Genomic DNA, 14,943 nt, shown 5'->3' with positions numbered 1-14,943 from the left:
CTCAACGTCAGCGCCAGCGCCGCCGCCCCGACCAGGCGCACACGCCCTAACCGCCACAACCCCGAACCTGACATACGCCCACAACCCTCACTCGCGATTCCACTCGTCACCCGCGAAAGCGGGCTCGACGGCCCTCGGCCGGTGGACCAAGCTAGGCCCGGCAAACGGGACGCCGATGAGTACCCGGCCCTTCATTCCGCGGACTCCTCCTGCGGCGGCCGGAGCCGAGGTGCCGTGTGTCGTTGGAGCAGGTACCAGGTCAGCCAGACGTTGACGGCGGACGCTCCGCCCAGAGCGATGCCGGCCGCCGGCAGCAGCGGCAGGGGGGTGGCGAACGCATAGGTCACATCGGTCAGGCAGTCACTGGCGCGGACCGCCGCCACGGCGGCCAGCCAGTGGCCGCCCTGGCGCCACCGCAGGGCGGCGGCGCATTCCAGGACGGCGAACATGAACCAGGAGGCCCCGGTCCGCGGCAGGAAGCCGTCGGCGGAGCCGTCCAGGGGCACGGGCACACCGTGCAGCAGCACGAACCACCGCCCGGGGTCCACCCATGCGGTCCAGGTCAGGGCGAGGTCGAACACTGCCAGCGCCCACAGGAGTGCGGTGGTTCCACGCGTGCCGATGATGGCCCCCTCCGTCTGTCCGGTCACCGCCGGAGGGGCCAACCGTAGACGCGTAGGGCACGCCTTCACGGCCGGCGGTACGACCGGGTCAATGAGACGGCCGTTACGGACAACCAGCGCAACGGCTCGGCCGCACCACGGTTGGCACCGGCTGCTCAGCGGCGAGTCGGACGACCACCCTCCTCCGTCTTGACGTGAGCACCACACATACTCTTCTCTGGATGAGAGGCTCATCCACCAGTCCACTGCATACCCATCTCCGGGAGGTTCGGTGTCGTACCAGCGTTGGCGTGGAGCCGTGGTCGGCGTGACGGCGGCTCTCGCCCTGTCGTTCACAGTGCTGCCGGGAAGCCCCGCCCGGGCCGCCGTCCGTGAGCAGTCCCCGGCGGCGGCGTCCCCGACCGTCGCACCGTTCACCGAACCCGGTTTCGCCGGCACCTGCGCCTGGCACCGGTTCGGGGAGGGCGAAGTGCCGCCCTGGTGGCTGATGTTCACCGACCCGCTCTGCGTGGAGTACAGCAAGCGGGACATCACCGCCGACAACGGCGGGGCCCTGCGCTTCCTCGTCGCCGAACCCGCCCGGGTCGCCCTCTCCCTGATGACCTGCCACTACTACCAGCAGGACCACTGGAGCGTGCAGTCCACGTCCGGCGCGACCCCGGTCGTGGCCTGGGACGGCCAGTACTGGTGGGACAAGTCCGAGCTGCGGGCAGGCGCCCGTCTGACGAACTTCCGCATCAACGGGCACACGGTCGGCATCGGTGACGCCGCGACGGCGCTGCGCGCCGAGTACCCGGACCTCTCCCGGGCACTGGGCGAATACGGCAGTGCGGCCGGCGAGACGGGCCTGACCGTGGCCCTCCCGTTCAGCGTCCGCTGCGCCCTGGCGGACTGAGACCATGACCGGCCCGGACCGCAGGGACGTACTCCAGGCGCTCACCGGCACCCTCGCCCTGCTGGCCGTCTCCGGGTTCCCGGCGAAGGCGGCCACCACGGACACGGCCACCGCCGCCCTGGGCTCCGCGGAGCCCTGGAGCACGCAGACGCTGCTGGCGTTCGCAGACACCCTCGTCCCCGGGGAACGCCGTTTCCCGGGTGACGTCGTGGTCGCCGGGGCGGTCACTGGCCCGGGGGCGGTGCAGGCCGGCGTCCTCGGCCTGCTCGGCTCGCCGCTTCTGCCGCTGGCACCCCTGCTCCCCTCGCTCGCCTCGCTCCTCGATGCCCGAGCCGTCGCATACGCGACGCTTCACCTGATCTGGCTGCCACCGGACCGGCCGCCGTTCGTCGGCCTGTCCTTCAGGCACCGCACCGCCCTCATGGGTGAACTGTTCGACGAGGGCGGACCGGATCTCCCCGTCTGGCAGGTGCTGGCCCTGCTGGTCGGGCTCGCCTTCGACACCGCGGCCGCGTCGGACACCGCCCACGCCGCCACCGAAGGCCACCCCGGGCTGGCCTGGATCGGCTTCCCGCTGCCCGGACCTGACGGCCTGTGGCGATTCCCGGACTTCACCTACGGGCGTGCCCTGGCGGCCCTCCACCCGGCTACGACCCCCTCCGGGAGCCCCGCATGAACGTGCAGCTCACAGACGTCCTGGTGGTGGGCAGCGGCTTCGGCGGTGCCATTCCGGCCTACTACCTCGCCGCCGGGGGCGCCCGTGTCACCGTCCTGGAGCGGGGGCCGCGCAGGACCACCGCGGACTTCGAGCAATCGCTGCGGCTGGGCACGTACAACAAGATCGTGGACGTGATCCAGGGGGACGGGATCAGTGTGGTCGCGGGCAACTGCGTCGGCGGCGGCAGCGTCGTGTACTTCGCGGCCTCGCTCCGGGCCCCGTCCTTCGTCTTCGAACGCCGGGGCGGCTCGGGCCGCCGCGTGTGGCCGGCCGCGCTGACCCGGGCCGGCCTCGACCCGTGGTACGACCGCGTCGAGGAAGCCCTGCCCGTCACCCGCACCGGGTGGAACGACGTCTCCTACGCCGGCGGGGTGCTCGCGGCGGCCTGTCGGCGGGCGGGCCGAACCTGCAATCCGGTGCCCGTCGCCGTCGACACGGCCCGATGCGTCAACTGCAACTGGATGCTGTCGGGCTGCCGGTTCGACGCCAAGCGCTCCCTCCTGCTCAACTACCTTCCCGCCGCCGAGGCGCACGGGGCCGTCATCCGGCCGCTCCACGAGGTCCAGGCAGTCGCTCCCTCGCCCCTTCCCGGATACCGGTACGCCGTGACCTCCCTGGTGCTCGACCCGGACGACTACGGCTGCACGGCCCAGGCCGAGGTCATCCATGCCAAGGTCGTCGTCCTGGCCGCTGGGGCGGTCGGCACGCCGGTCCTGCTCCAGCGGTCCGCACTGCTGCTCGGGGGTGTCCCTGGCGCGGTGGGGCGTTACTTCTCCGGCAACGGGGACCGTGTCAGCGTGGCGGAGGTGGACGAGGACAAGGCGCGGGACCTGCTGGGGCTGTCCCGCCCGGACGGGTCCGCCTACCGGGCCCTGCCCGTCGGCCGTCCCATCACCACCGCGACTTACGACTACCTCGACCCCACCGCGCCGGAGTTCACCAGCTTCACCCTTCAGCAGATCTACTTCCCGCCGGTCGTCAACGTGCTGGCGCAGGCGGCCGGCCCGTCCGGCTGGTTCGGGACGGGCAAGCGTGCCCTGCGCGCGCGGTGGCCGTCCTGGCTCACCACGCTGGCGATGACCGAGGACGACAATGAGGGGACATTTGCTGCCCCACCGCCCACCGGCAGCTTCGTCCGCCTCGCTCCCGGGCTCGGCCGGGGAACCATGGCCTACCACCCGACCGTCCGTACCCGGCATGGCTGGGACCGGGCGGACGGCGCGCTGCGGGACATCCTGGAACGCGACGGCCTCGCCGGCGTCCGGCCCTGGAGTGAGGCCGTGGCGGGCAGCGTCACCGCCCACCCGCTGGGTTCGGTCCGGCTGGGTGACGACCCGGCGACCAGCGCGCTCACCGACCGGCACGAACTGCGCGGCCATCCCGGCCTGTTCGTGACCGACGGTGCCGCGGTGCCGACTTCTCTCACGGTCAACCCGTCGCTGACCATCGCGGCGCTCGCGGAACGCGCCGTCCCCGCGATCGCCGAAAGAGCGGCTGAAGCCGGGGTCACCGTACGGACGGGCTGCCCGCTCCCCGGCCGCTAGGACGGGCGGACCGGCCGCCGGTGCGGCGTTGCCGGGCGGCGGGACCCGCGAGCACACCGGCCGCCACGGGACCGGTTCAGGTAGGGAGTACTCATCCGCGGAAACGCACCGCTGCGTTTTCCTCTTCCGGAGAGACGCATACGCGCCTCCCGGTCCCCGCTGAACCGGCCGCCGCGGCCGCTCCGTCCGCGGGCCCCCATACGGCCGGCTCCTCGCCCCTACGCCCCGGGACGCTGTCATGAAACGACGCGCAAGACTCCTGCTCCTCCCCGCCCTGGCCGCCGGTCTGGCGGCCGGCGCCGTCACGCCGGCACAGGCCAGACCGGGCGCGCCCACGACCTCGATCGTCTCCATGGGCGACAGCTACATCTCCGGGGAGGGCGGGCGGTGGGCCGGCAACAGCCTGGGCACCGGCGGCAACAGCAGCGGCACCGACCTTGCGTACAAGAACGGCAGTTCCGACCCCGCACGGGTGTACTCCTGGACGGCCGACAACGGCTGTCACCGGTCGAACAAGGCCGAGATCCTCACCAACACGATCGCCGTCAACGACAAGCAGAACATCGCCTGCTCGGGCGCCAAGTCCGAGAACATCTGGCGCGCGACACACGGTGGGCAGTGGTTCAAGGGCGAGGCCCCCCAGGCCGACCGTCTGGCCGGCATCGCGGCCACGCGGGACGTCAGAATGATCGTGCTGTCGATCGGCGGGAACAACCTCGGCTTCTCCGACATCATCGAGAGCTGCGTTGCGCACTACATGTTCAGCAACAACTCCTGCCATGCCGGGATCCAGGAGGGACTGAACGCCAAAATGGCGCCGGCCATGGCCGGCGTCGGCAAGTCCATCGACGAGATCCGGGCCGTGATGACCGCGAACGGCTACGCGACCCAGGACTACCGTCTGGTCCTCCAGTCCTACCCCTCCCCCGTCCCCCGCGCCTCCCAGCTGCGTTCGAAGGTCGACCGGCTGAAGGAAGGCTGTCCCATGTACGACGCGGACCTCAACTGGGCGCGCCTCTCACTGATCCCCCGCATCTCCTCCGAACTGCGCGCGGTCGCCACCAAGAAGGGCACGGAGTTCCTAGACCTGCAGTACCTCTTCGACCGTCACGAGGTGTGCTCCGCGACCACCGTCCTGGCCGACGCGACGCATTCACCGTCCCGGGTCACCAGCGAGTGGGCGCGCTTCCTGGCGCCCGCCGCCCTCCTCCAGGGCGGCGACACCGCCGAGTACTTCCACCCCAACGCCTTCGGACAGGTCAAGATCGGCAGCTGCCTCTCCCTCCTGAACTACCGGCCCCGAGGCCAGTACGACTGCAGCAGCTACGACGACATCGAGTACATCAATCCCCTGCGTCCCTGACCGGACGCTAACGGAAGCCGTGGCGGGACGACGACGCGGAAGGGACACGGTGACATGACCACGGACACCTGGGCCCCCCGGCGGCTCGGCGCGACCGCCCTCGCGGACGGCAGGCAGCTGGCCTGGGCCGAGTGGGGCCCCGAGGACGGGACGCCCGTTCTGCTGTGTCCCGGAGCCGCCACCAGCCGCTCGCTGGGCTTCGGTATCGCGGACCTCGATGAGCTGGGAGTACGGCTCGTCTCGGTCGACCGCCCCGGGCTCGGTGCCTCCACGGCCAGTCCGGCGCGGACCCTGTCAGACTTCGCCGCCGACATCGCCCGAGTTGGCCGGCCGACGGGGGTGGCGGGCGCCCGGCGGCGTCGTGGGGTACTCCCAGGGCGCGCCGTTCGCCCTGGCCTGTGCCTCGGCAGGGCTGGGCGACGCGGTCGCCCTCGTCGCTGCCACCGACGAGATGGCACGGCCCGCGACGGCACGCCTGATGCCGCAGGAGATGCGCGAGCTGGCCGAACTGGCCGTGATGCGGCCGCAGGAGGCCGAGGCGGTCTTCGCCCGCTTCACCCCGGAGGCGATGCGGGACCTGGTCATGCGACACAGTCCCCGATGCGACCTCGTTGTCTATCAGGAGCCCCGCTTCAGCGCCGCCTACTCCCGGGCCCTTCAGGAGGCCTTCGTCCAAGGCCCAGGAGGGTACGCGCGCGACACTTTGCTCGCCATGCGTCCCTGGGACTGTGACCTTGCCGGCATCACGGCACCGGTGGACGTGTGGTAGGGGTCACAGGACCGCAGCCATTCCCCCGACCAGGGCGAACAGCTCGCGTCGCGGATCCCCCGCGCGGTGCGGCACCTCGTCCCGGGCACCGGCGGGTCGGTGCTGTGGACACACGCCCGTCCGATCCTGCGGCGGTTGCTGGAGGGCCTGTCCCAGGACGGCCGGGCCTGACCGGGCACCTGCGGAGGGCAGCTGTTCCCCGGGTACGGTCCCGGGAAGGTGTTTCGGGCTGGCTCGGAGGTGCCGGGAGTGCGGGAGACGCGGTCGCGTGGTCGTCGTCGGACGCGTTCAGCGGACGTCGGCCGACGAGCCGGGCCAAGGCGGTACCGCTGTGAGGCGCAGGCGCCCCGGCCGGCCCGTGCGTCCGGCGTGATGGCCCCGGTCCGGGCGAGCAGCGCGTCGTATCTCGCCGGTCTTCCGCAGTCGTGGCGGGGCCGGGGTCGTCCCGCAACCCACCCTCGGATTGCACCGTCACTCCAGGTCGGACGGGCGCGCCAGGGTGCGTCCCGCTGGTTCACGACTTCGCGGAGGACCGCGGAGCTCCCGGGGCAGGAAAGCCCCGCTTCCTCCGTGTGACCGCCGTCAGGCAGGAATCTCTATGATCTGGACCGAGCTGACACCCCACCAGCAGGGACCCGCGCTGGTGCTCTGCGTCTCACCGAGGGAGAAGACCGAAGGGCTGTAGAGGGTCCCGCCGACCGCGCAGTCGACCTTCACCTTCCAGACGCCCGCCCCGGTGCAGGTGGCACCGCCGTAATACGAACCGAGGCTGCCGCCGGTATAGGTGGAGCACTGGAGTTGGTAATACTGGGTGGTCGCGGCCATCGCGGCTGGCGCGGCCACAAGGGAAATGGCGGCGGACGCCGCGACGCCGCTCATGGCCAATGCGATATTCCGCTTCATCTTCTTCATGCCGGGAGCCTAACCAGGCTCCCGGCATCGCGAACTCCGGTGCGAATCGCTTGAGTGCGCATTACTCAGGAGAACGATGCGGGACGGTCTTTCATGGGTCGAGGACGGCGCGCCTGGGGACTCGCCCGTGGCGCGGCGGCCGGGCGGTCCCGGTGTGCGCCGTCGCTCCTCAGTGGGCCAGGTGCTGGGTGACGAGCCCGTAGGAGCCGTACCCGATCATGTACGGAAGGCGGTAGGAGGGGTACTGGGCGGTGAGCCTGCCGGTGAGTTCGGAGACCAGCCGGGACGGGTTGGCGAGGGCGGAGGTGCGCTGGGCGGGCGTGAGGGCGGCCACCATCCGCCGCACGTCGAGGTCGGCCGTCTCCAGGTAGTCCTTCTGCTGCGCGACGGCCTCGTCCACGTGCGCCGAGGAGCCGCGGCCGCCGTAGACCGTCCAGCGGGCGGGCACACGCCGCCTGATCTCGTCCAGGTCGCGCTTCCAGCCGTTCAGGGTGGGCGTGGGGCGGCCGTCGACGATGCCGCCCTCGAGCCAGGCGTGGGTGTCATGGTGGACGAGGTCGCCGACCACGACGCTCTTGAGCGCGGGGATCGTGGCGATCGTCTGGCTGGTGGAGACGCCCGGCGCGGCCAGGACGTCGAGGTCGACGGTGACGCCGTCGATCGTGAGCCGCTCGTGCTGCTTGAACGTCTTGTCCATGGCGGGGAGCGCCGGATAGGCCGACTCGTCGAACATCTTGGTCACGTTGACGAAGTAGTTCTTCTTGTACTTCCACACGCCGTCAAGATCGGCCGCCGTCGCCTCGGAGGCCACCGCCACCGCTCCGGCCGCCTGGAACACCGGGACGCCCTGGAACTTGTCCGGGTTCGGGTGTGTGACGACCACGTACTTGACGGGATGGTCGGTACGCGTCCTGAGGTAGGCGAGCGCCTGCCGCGCGTACTCCGGGGTGAACTGGGCATCGAAGGCGATCACGCTCTTGCCCGTGTCCAGGAAGTGGGTCTGGGTGTCGAAGCCGTTGGCATCGGAGGTGAAGGTGTACAGGCGGGGCTGCGGTGTGCGGTCGCCCGGGCAGGCCGTGGCGGATCCCGCGACGGCAACCACTGCGGTGGCGGCCAGGGTGGTGACGGCGGCGGTGATCCTACCGGTCGGGTTCACAAGGGTCTCCTTTCATGCAGGGAGGGAGAGCGGGAGGGCGGGCTTCGGAGCAACGGCGGCATGCTCCTCCCGGATCAGTCGCTTCGAATTCGAAGCAACTGATCCGGACACTAGCAGGTGCTTCGAATTCGAAGCAAAAGCGGTCGCAGCAGGGGTGAAGACCCTTCGTGACGAAGCCGCGACGGCTCGGGATGTCGTCAACCGGCCGCTCCCCCGCACGACACGGCCTCCGCACCGTGAGCGAGCGCCCGCGCCGGAACCGAGTAGCCGGAGCGGGACGGAACGAGTAACGCATTACTCCGGTGAAACGCGCTTTCGCTGCTTGACTGCAAAGGCTGCTCAGAACCGCCCTGAACCGCGCACTACTGCGCGGTTCAGGAATGCGCTGCAGGACTCGAGCACACCCGCGCGTGCGTGCCAAGTGCCCCGGCGGTCAACCCACCCGTTCCGACGAGCCGGAGACGCTTCATGCGCACCGATGAACTGCTGCCCCTCGACCCCCCGGAGCATCTGGTGAAGATGCGCATGGCGGACCCGTATCCCTATTACGCATGGCTGCGCGACAATGATCCGGTCCACCCCGAGCTGGGCTCCGGCGGCCGCACGGTCTGGCAGATATCCCGCCACGAGGACGTCCTCCCGCTGCTGAGCGACACCCGGCTCAGCAAGGACCCGGACCGGATCCCCGGCTACATCGCGGGCCCCGCCGGGCTGAACCGGCACGTGCTGCACGCCGACGGCGCCGAGCACCTGCGCCTGCGCCGCATGATCAACTCCGCGTTCACGCCCCGCCGCATCTCCGGCATGGACACCTACATCCGGCAGGACGCCGAGTCCCTGCTGGAGGCGGTGGCCGACCGGGAGCAGATCGATCTGATCGCCGACTTCTCCGCCCCGCTGACCTTCCGCATGATCTGCCGCATCCTCGGCGTGCCGGCCGACCAGGCGACGCCCGCGGCGCGCGCCGTCGTCGCGGCCACGGTGCTGCTGCCCTCCGCCGGGATCTCCGCGGCGGACCGGGAGCGCGACGAGCGCGAACTGGCCGACTTCCTGCGCGTGCTGATCGCCCGCAAGCGCACGGCCGGCGCGGAGGGCGAGCAGGACCTGCTCGGCGCCCTGGTCGCGGCGTGCGACCGGGAAGGGACGATGGCCGAGGAGGAGTTGCTCTCCACCGCCTACCTGCTGCTGCTGGTGGGCCACGACACCACGATGAACCTCATCGGCAACGGAATGCTGGCCCTGTTGCAGAACCCGGACCAGGAGGCCCTGCTGGCCGCGGACCCGAGCCTCGCCGCCGGCGCGGTCGAGGAGTTCCTGCGCTACGACTGCCCGGCCCGCACCTCGACCTTCCGCACCGCCGCGGAGCACATCGAGTTGCACGGGCGGACGATCGAGCCCGGTGACGCCGTCTGCCTGCTGATCGGCTCGGCCCACCGGGACGAGCGGGTCTTCACGGATCCCGACCGCCTCGACATCACCCGCCACCCGAACCCGCACGTCGCGTTCGGGCACGGCCCCCACTTCTGCGTGGGAGCGGCCCTGGCCCGAATGGAGAGCGCGATCGCCTTCCCCGTCCTGCTGGAGCGCCTCGACCGGGTGCGGCTCGCGGTCCCCGCAGACCAGCTGACCTGGAAGCACTCGCGCGTGATGCGCGGCCTCGACAGCCTTCCCCTCGTCCGGTTCTGACCACGCCCGAAAGGCACACCATGACGCACCCGAACGCATCGGACTCGCTGCTCGTCGAACGCCGGGACGACATCCTGGTCATCACCCTCAACCGTCCCCGGGTGCGCAACGCCCTGGACGTGACGACCGCGCAGGCGCTCGACGGCGCCCTCACGGAGTTCTGCCGGGACCCCGAGCTGCGGGCCGCCGTGCTGACCGGAGCCGGCGGCCACTTCTGCTCGGGCATGGACTTGAAGAAGTTCCCCACCGACGGCGTGCCCGCCGTCGGTGGCAGGGGTCTGGGCGGGCTGACCCGAGCACACCTGACCAAGCCCCTGATCGCCGCGGTGGAGGGCGCCGCGGTGGGCGGTGGCATGGAACTGGCCCTGTCCTGCGACCTGATCGTCGCCGGAGCGTCCGCGCTCTTCGCCCTGCCGGAGGTCACCCGCGGGCTGATCGCCGCCGAAGGCGGGGCGGCCCGGCTGCCGGCGAGGTTCCCCTACCACCTCGCGATGGAGATGCTGCTGACCGGCGAGCCCGTCGACGCGGCCTCCGCCGCCCGCCACGGGCTGGTCAACAAGATCACGGAGGACGGCACCGCCGTGCAGGCGGCCCTGGAGCTCGCGTCGCTCATCACCCGCCACCCCCAGGAGGCGGTCCAGGCGGCCCGCGCCATAGCGCGCACCGCGCACGAAGTGGGCCCGGCAGCCGCCTGGCGCCTCCAGGACGCCGTCAGCCCGTCCTTCTTCTCCACCCTCGGCTGATCCGCCCCGGTCCAGGACCGCTGCGGCCCCTCCCCGGCGCGGCGGTCCCTTCCGTGGGCCGCCGCCCCTGACCCGGCGGCCCACGCCGCCCCTCAGCGCGGCAGGCGGAGGCCGAGGTGCTCGCGGAGCGTGCTGCCCGTGTACCCGTCACGTGCTCAGCTGTACGGGAGCCTGCGGAGGATGCCGGCAGGAAGGTGCCGGAGGAGGAGGACGGCCCAGCCCACCCGCGCCGGGACCCATACGACGTCCTTCGTCGACATCAGAGCACGGCACGTCTCCTTCGCGACTGCGGCAGCCGTGGTGGCCAGCGGTGGTTCGGCAAGGCCTGCGGTCATGGCCGTCCGTACGAAGCCGGGACGAACGAGCACGAGCCTCACGCCGGTTCCGCCCAGGCTCTGTGCCAGGCCCAGCGCATACGTGTCCACTCCCGCCTTCGCGGCCGCATAGGTGTAGTTCGCCGGTCGCGGACGCCGGGCCGCGGCAGAGGAGAGCACCACGACGGTGCCGTGTCCCTGCCCTCTGAGGGTCCGTACCGCAGCATGCAGTACGGATACGGCACCCAGGAAGTTGGTCCGCACACACTCCACGGAGGCGGCGTGACTCGCGGCGAGGTGCCCGGATTCGCCCAGGACCCCGAAGGCCAGGACGACCAGGTCCAGATCCCCGAAGCGCTCGGCGGACTCCTGCATGAAGGCTTCGTGTCCCTCGGTGTCATCGGCGTCGAAGGGCACGGTGTGCACACGGGGGCCCTGGGTCTCCAGAAGGGCCGCGCGCGCGGCAAGGGCATCGGCATCGCGCCCGGCCAGGATGATCGTGCGCGTTCCGCGCCGGGCCAGTTCCCGGCAGAGTGCCAGGGCGATGTCGGACGTCCCGCCCAGTACGAGGACGGTCGGCAGGACTCCGAAGGCGTTCTTCATGACCGCTCTCCGCTCTGCCGCGGGTCGATGAGCCGGAGGCGGCGCGCCTGATCGGAGCACAGGACGCGCCCGGGGTCCATCCCGTCCCGGACCGACCGCCACTCCCCCAGACCCGGATACATCTCCGCGAAGACCGATGGGTCGCAGCGGGAGTCCTTGGCCAGGTAGAGACGGCCGCCGGCATCCAGCACCGACCGGTCCAGCGCGTCCAGCACCGGGGGCAGACCGGGCATGGCTGCCGGGAAGTCGAGGGCCACGGTCCAGCCCGCCAACGGGAAGGACAAGTAAGGATGGGCATGCCGGCCCAACCTCTTGAGCACGGCGAGGAAGGGCGGGCAGCCGGCCCGCTGAAGGTGTTCGAACGTGCGGATGAGAACCCGCGTCCCCTCGGCCGAGTGAGGCACGGCGTACTGGTACTGGACCATGCCGAGCGGATCGTACAGACGGTTCCAGCCGGCGATCGAGTCCAAGGGATGAAAGAAGGTGTCCGGCTCCACCAAGGCCTGCATCCGCAGGGTGCGCAAGCGGTGACGGTTGTACACGCGCACCGTCGCAGGGGAGAGCAGCGGTCCCAGCAGACGGTGCGGCACCCCTCTGGCCCGGGTGGAGCGGTGCCGGGGCGCGTGTGCGGAGTCCGGCAGGTCCGCGGGCCGCGCCCAGGCCGCCTGCGTGAGGACCGAACGTCCGAGCCGGGAACCCCGCGCGGTGCCGTCGATCCAGGCCACGGCATGCGGCAGCGCCGGCGTCGCTTCCGCCATGGCGGCCATCAGCGCGTCCAGGTCCTCGTACCGGCGCTCCCGCTGGTGGAGCCACGGGCTCGGCACCCGCTCCGTGCGCAGGGTCGCGCGGGTGATGATCCCGGTCAGGCCCATCCCCCCCACGGTGGCCCAGAATTCCTCGGGCCGGGCGCCCGGGGTCAGGAGCCGGCGGCCCCCGGACGTCTGCACGACCATGCTGACGACGTGGTCGCCGAAACTGCCGGCGGCCGGATGGTTCTTGCCGTGCACGTCCGCTGCGATCGCGCCGCCCACCGTGACGTGTCCCGTACCCGGGACCACGGGCAGGAAAAGGCCGAGCCGCAGCAGACGGCGGGTCAGCGTGCGCACCTGCACGCCCGCGTCCACGGTCACCGTGCCGTCCGCGTCGATGCGGTGAATGCGGCGCAAACCGCTGAGTTCGACGACGGTGCCCCCGGCATTCTGCGCGGGGTCACCGTAACTTCGGCCCGCTCCCCGGGCGACGACGCCCCGTTCTCCGGGCCGGCCCAGGAGAGCGCGCACCTCGTCCTCCGAACCTGCTCCTGTCAGTACGGCGGAGGTCGCTGCCGTGCGGCCCCAACCGGTGAGCAAGGCCCTACGCGCCGGTGCGGACGTCAAGGGCGATCGTTGGCGGGATGGGGCCGTCATGACACCCCCTGCCGGCGAGGACCGGCCATCAGGCGCCTGCCCGGCTCTTCGACGCCCTCGTACAGCAGCCAGGCGCACGCCAGCGAAGCGCAGAAGACGACGCCCGTGACGGCCAGACCGCGACCGGGGGCGAACTGTGGAAGGCCGCCGACGAGCCACTCGCCGACCCCCATGACCAGAATGTGCACCATGTAGAAGGCGAACGAGAGCCGACCCAGCTTCACCGCGAGGTGATGCCGCCAGACGGAGCGCAGACCGCGGAGATCGGCCAGCGCGAACGCGGGTACGAGCATCGCGAATCCGGCCACGGTGCATGCCGCATCCGCGAAGGGGGCGGGGACGAAGTGAGTGATCACGTATCCCGCCACGGTCACGGCATACGCGTACGGCGCCCGGGGGCCGCGCCACGCACCGCGCAGCACGAGGCACGCCAGGACCGCGCCCAGGGCGAACTCCGGAAAGCGGACGGGCGGGTAGAACGGCGCCCACCGCACCCCCAGGAGGACACTGGCCCCGGGCAGGAGGACTACGGCACCCAGGCAGCCGGCACCGGTCAGGACCAGGACACGGGTCGCGCACCGCCGCAGTCCCGCGACGAGGACCGGGAAGGCCAGGTAGAAGAACGCCTCGCACGCCAGCGACCAACTGACCGTTCGCATCGGGTCCCACGACGGGAACCACGAACTGACCAGCAGCAGGTCGCCGACGGCCGCCGCTGGACCGTGGGGGCGCAGCCACGGGAGCACCCTGACCGCGAGCAGCATCCCGATCAGCCCCGTCACCAGGTGCACCGGATAGATCCGGGCCGCTCGACGACGCCAGAACCACCTCGCCGGATCCTGTGCGGGTGCCGACCACACCAGGACGAACCCGGACAGGACGAAGAAGAACGAGACGCCTGCCCGGCCCGGCGCGAAGGCCCAGTCGGCGATCCGTCCCCCACGGCCTCCGAAGTACCCGTAGAGATGGACGTGGTACAGGAAGACCAGCAGGGCTGCCGCCCAGCGCGATCCCGTGAGCGAGGGCAGTGCGCCCGCCCGGGCCCCGGGCGCCGCCACAGGTCCGGGAGCGGGTACCTCACGGCGCAGCCTCCCGTCAGGCATACGCGCCCGCCACGACGAGCAGGATCCAGCAGACGGCCGCGATCCGCAGGAAGGGGTCCGAGAGCACCAGGTCCTCCGGGACGCCGCCCTCCCCCCGCTCCAGGTAGAGGCTGTAGCGGAAAAGGCCGCTGACGAAGGGAACGACGGACAACTGGAACCCCAGGGAACCGTCTCCGCCTCCGGCCCGCTCCGGCATCGGCGAGCCCAGTCCGAACGCCCACGCGCAGTAGGCGGTCACGGCGACCGTGGCGGTGAGGGTCTGGATGCGCACGAGGAACGCCAGACTGTAGCCCCGGTCCGTGACCTTGCGGGCGAGGGTGTGCGGTGCGGTGCGCAGGTCGGCCGCCCGCTTCCCCGCTGCCATGAAGAGAGCGCCGAAAGCGGTGACGATGAGGAGCCAGGGCGACAGCACCACCGCCCCGGCGAGGGCTCCCATGACCGCGCGCAGGACGAAAGCCGAGGCCAGCAGGACCAGGTCGAGGACGGCGACGTGTTTCAGCTGGAAGCTGTACCACACGGTCAGGGCGCTGTAGAGCGCCACGCACGATGCCGGGGCTGTGCCGAGGGCGACGGTGCTCACGATGACGGCCACCGCGATCAACGCCGCCGCGGCGCCGTATGCCGCTGCCGGAGAAACGGTGCCGGCGGCCACGGGCCGCGACTTCTTGCGCGGGTGGAGCCGGTCGCTCGCCGCATCCCTGGCGTCATTCAGGAAGTACGTCCCGCTGGCGGCGGCGCACAGGACGAGGAAGGCGATGACCGTGTGGCATGCCGGCCCCGGGCGGTGCAGCGTCCCCGCCACGCCCGGGGCGACGAAGACGAGGGTGTTCTTCACCCACTGTCTCGGACGCGCGGTCCGGCACAGGGCGACCAAGAGACCGCCCGCGCGCCCGAGTCCGCCATGTCCCGGGACGGGGACCTCGCGCAGCAGGGCCGGCCCTCGCGAAGCGTTCATGCTGCTGCCTTCCCGGAATGCAGAGGTGCGTCGTCATGCAGGGGCTGGTCGTTCGGGGTGGGTTGGAGGGTGAGGGTGGTGAGGGTGAGGAGGGTGGCTGTGGAGATGAGGATGTAGTGCTGGTCGTTCCAGACGGGCATGCCGGGCAGGGGT

The 14,943-nt window shown here is 71.4% G+C and carries 14 protein-coding genes; 7 read left to right on the top strand and 7 right to left on the bottom strand.

Features of this window, described 5'->3' with window-relative positions; translation table 11 throughout:
• Positions 1–191: 191 nt before the first annotated feature.
• Positions 192–650 (bottom strand): hypothetical protein, encoded by a 459-nt coding sequence (locus ACZ6CZ_RS36590; RefSeq protein WP_469030182.1) that lies wholly within the window; start codon positions 648–650, stop codon positions 192–194.
• Between the two features lie 244 nt (positions 651–894).
• On the opposite strand from ACZ6CZ_RS36590, the gene ACZ6CZ_RS36585 reads away from it, so the two are divergent.
• From ACZ6CZ_RS36585 to ACZ6CZ_RS36565, 5 genes are all read left to right on the top strand, one after another.
• A complete protein-coding gene (locus tag ACZ6CZ_RS36585; RefSeq protein ID WP_469030180.1) occupies positions 895–1,518 on the top strand; it encodes a hypothetical protein in 624 nt (207 codons plus the stop codon).
• A gap of 4 nt (positions 1,519–1,522) precedes the next feature.
• The gene (locus ACZ6CZ_RS36580) at positions 1,523–2,194 is read left to right on the top strand and encodes a DUF5987 family protein (RefSeq protein WP_469030177.1); all 672 of its coding nucleotides are present in this window, start codon (positions 1,523–1,525) and stop codon (positions 2,192–2,194) included.
• Complete coding sequence (locus ACZ6CZ_RS36575) at positions 2,191–3,780, top strand: GMC family oxidoreductase N-terminal domain-containing protein (RefSeq protein ID WP_469030175.1); 1,590 nt, start codon at positions 2,191–2,193, stop codon at positions 3,778–3,780. The genes ACZ6CZ_RS36580 and ACZ6CZ_RS36575 overlap by 4 nt, the downstream gene beginning before the upstream one ends.
• Positions 3,781–4,018: 238 nt before the next feature.
• The gene (locus ACZ6CZ_RS36570) at positions 4,019–5,143 is read left to right on the top strand and encodes an SGNH/GDSL hydrolase family protein (protein ID WP_469030173.1); all 1,125 of its coding nucleotides are present in this window, start codon (positions 4,019–4,021) and stop codon (positions 5,141–5,143) included.
• 361 nt (positions 5,144–5,504) lie between these two features.
• Positions 5,505–5,912: a hypothetical protein gene (locus ACZ6CZ_RS36565; RefSeq protein WP_469030171.1), complete on the top strand. Its 408-nt coding sequence runs from the start codon at positions 5,505–5,507 to the stop codon at positions 5,910–5,912.
• Between the two features lie 582 nt (positions 5,913–6,494).
• On the opposite strand, the gene ACZ6CZ_RS36560 is transcribed toward ACZ6CZ_RS36565, so the two are convergent.
• Both ACZ6CZ_RS36560 and ACZ6CZ_RS36555 read right to left on the bottom strand, forming a co-directional pair.
• Positions 6,495–6,824: a hypothetical protein gene (locus ACZ6CZ_RS36560; protein ID WP_469030169.1), complete on the bottom strand. Its 330-nt coding sequence runs from the start codon at positions 6,822–6,824 to the stop codon at positions 6,495–6,497.
• A 169-nt stretch (positions 6,825–6,993) separates the two neighbouring features.
• Positions 6,994–7,980: an MBL fold metallo-hydrolase gene (locus ACZ6CZ_RS36555; protein ID WP_469030166.1), complete on the bottom strand. Its 987-nt coding sequence runs from the start codon at positions 7,978–7,980 to the stop codon at positions 6,994–6,996.
• 468 nt (positions 7,981–8,448) lie between these two features.
• On the opposite strand from ACZ6CZ_RS36555, the gene ACZ6CZ_RS36550 reads away from it, so the two are divergent.
• The gene (locus ACZ6CZ_RS36550) at positions 8,449–9,666 is read left to right on the top strand and encodes a cytochrome P450 family protein (RefSeq protein ID WP_469030164.1); all 1,218 of its coding nucleotides are present in this window, start codon (positions 8,449–8,451) and stop codon (positions 9,664–9,666) included.
• 20 nt (positions 9,667–9,686) lie between these two features.
• Positions 9,687–10,409, top strand: a complete 723-nt coding sequence (locus ACZ6CZ_RS36545; RefSeq protein ID WP_469030163.1) for an enoyl-CoA hydratase-related protein — start codon at positions 9,687–9,689, stop codon at positions 10,407–10,409.
• A 155-nt stretch (positions 10,410–10,564) separates the two neighbouring features.
• On the opposite strand, the gene ACZ6CZ_RS36540 is transcribed toward ACZ6CZ_RS36545, so the two are convergent.
• From ACZ6CZ_RS36540 to ACZ6CZ_RS36525, 4 genes are read right to left on the bottom strand one after another with little or no spacing between them, the layout of a single operon-like run.
• Positions 10,565–11,326, bottom strand: coding sequence for an SDR family NAD(P)-dependent oxidoreductase (locus ACZ6CZ_RS36540; RefSeq protein WP_469030160.1), 762 nt, complete (start codon positions 11,324–11,326; stop codon positions 10,565–10,567).
• Positions 11,323–12,732 carry an FAD-binding oxidoreductase gene (locus ACZ6CZ_RS36535; RefSeq protein WP_469030158.1) on the bottom strand — a complete coding sequence of 470 codons (1,410 nt, stop codon included), beginning with the start codon at positions 12,730–12,732 and terminating at the stop codon, positions 11,323–11,325. Before ACZ6CZ_RS36535 ends, ACZ6CZ_RS36540 begins: the two co-directional genes overlap by 4 nt.
• Complete coding sequence (locus tag ACZ6CZ_RS36530; RefSeq protein WP_469030155.1) at positions 12,729–13,835, bottom strand: acyltransferase family protein; 1,107 nt, start codon at positions 13,833–13,835, stop codon at positions 12,729–12,731. Before ACZ6CZ_RS36530 ends, ACZ6CZ_RS36535 begins: the two co-directional genes overlap by 4 nt.
• Entirely contained in the window at positions 13,828–14,790 is a 963-nt protein-coding gene (locus ACZ6CZ_RS36525; protein WP_469030154.1) for a decaprenyl-phosphate phosphoribosyltransferase, read from the bottom strand. Before ACZ6CZ_RS36525 ends, ACZ6CZ_RS36530 begins: the two co-directional genes overlap by 8 nt.
• Between the last annotated feature and the right edge of the window lie 153 nt (positions 14,791–14,943).

This window comes from Streptomyces sp. NPDC041135 (assembly GCF_055592085.1).
This window is presented reverse-complemented; position numbering and strand designations above follow the sequence as displayed.

Excerpts from the sequence above, each read along its gene's own strand:
- ACZ6CZ_RS36580 (WP_469030177.1), top strand. The coding sequence starts at position 1,523 with ATGACCGGCCCGGACCGCAGGGACGTACTCCAGGCGCTCACCGGCACC.
- ACZ6CZ_RS36575 (WP_469030175.1), top strand. The coding sequence starts at position 2,191 with ATGAACGTGCAGCTCACAGACGTCCTGGTGGTGGGCAGCGGCTTCGGC.
- ACZ6CZ_RS36570 (WP_469030173.1), top strand. The coding sequence starts at position 4,019 with ATGAAACGACGCGCAAGACTCCTGCTCCTCCCCGCCCTGGCCGCCGGT.
- ACZ6CZ_RS36560 (WP_469030169.1), bottom strand. The coding sequence starts at position 6,824 with ATGAAGAAGATGAAGCGGAATATCGCATTGGCCATGAGCGGCGTCGCG.
- ACZ6CZ_RS36550 (WP_469030164.1), top strand. The coding sequence starts at position 8,449 with ATGCGCACCGATGAACTGCTGCCCCTCGACCCCCCGGAGCATCTGGTG.
- ACZ6CZ_RS36545 (WP_469030163.1), top strand. The coding sequence starts at position 9,687 with ATGACGCACCCGAACGCATCGGACTCGCTGCTCGTCGAACGCCGGGAC.
- ACZ6CZ_RS36540 (WP_469030160.1), bottom strand. The coding sequence starts at position 11,326 with ATGAAGAACGCCTTCGGAGTCCTGCCGACCGTCCTCGTACTGGGCGGG.
- ACZ6CZ_RS36535 (WP_469030158.1), bottom strand. The coding sequence starts at position 12,732 with ATGACGGCCCCATCCCGCCAACGATCGCCCTTGACGTCCGCACCGGCG.
- ACZ6CZ_RS36530 (WP_469030155.1), bottom strand. The coding sequence starts at position 13,835 with ATGCCTGACGGGAGGCTGCGCCGTGAGGTACCCGCTCCCGGACCTGTG.
- ACZ6CZ_RS36525 (WP_469030154.1), bottom strand. The coding sequence starts at position 14,790 with ATGAACGCTTCGCGAGGGCCGGCCCTGCTGCGCGAGGTCCCCGTCCCG.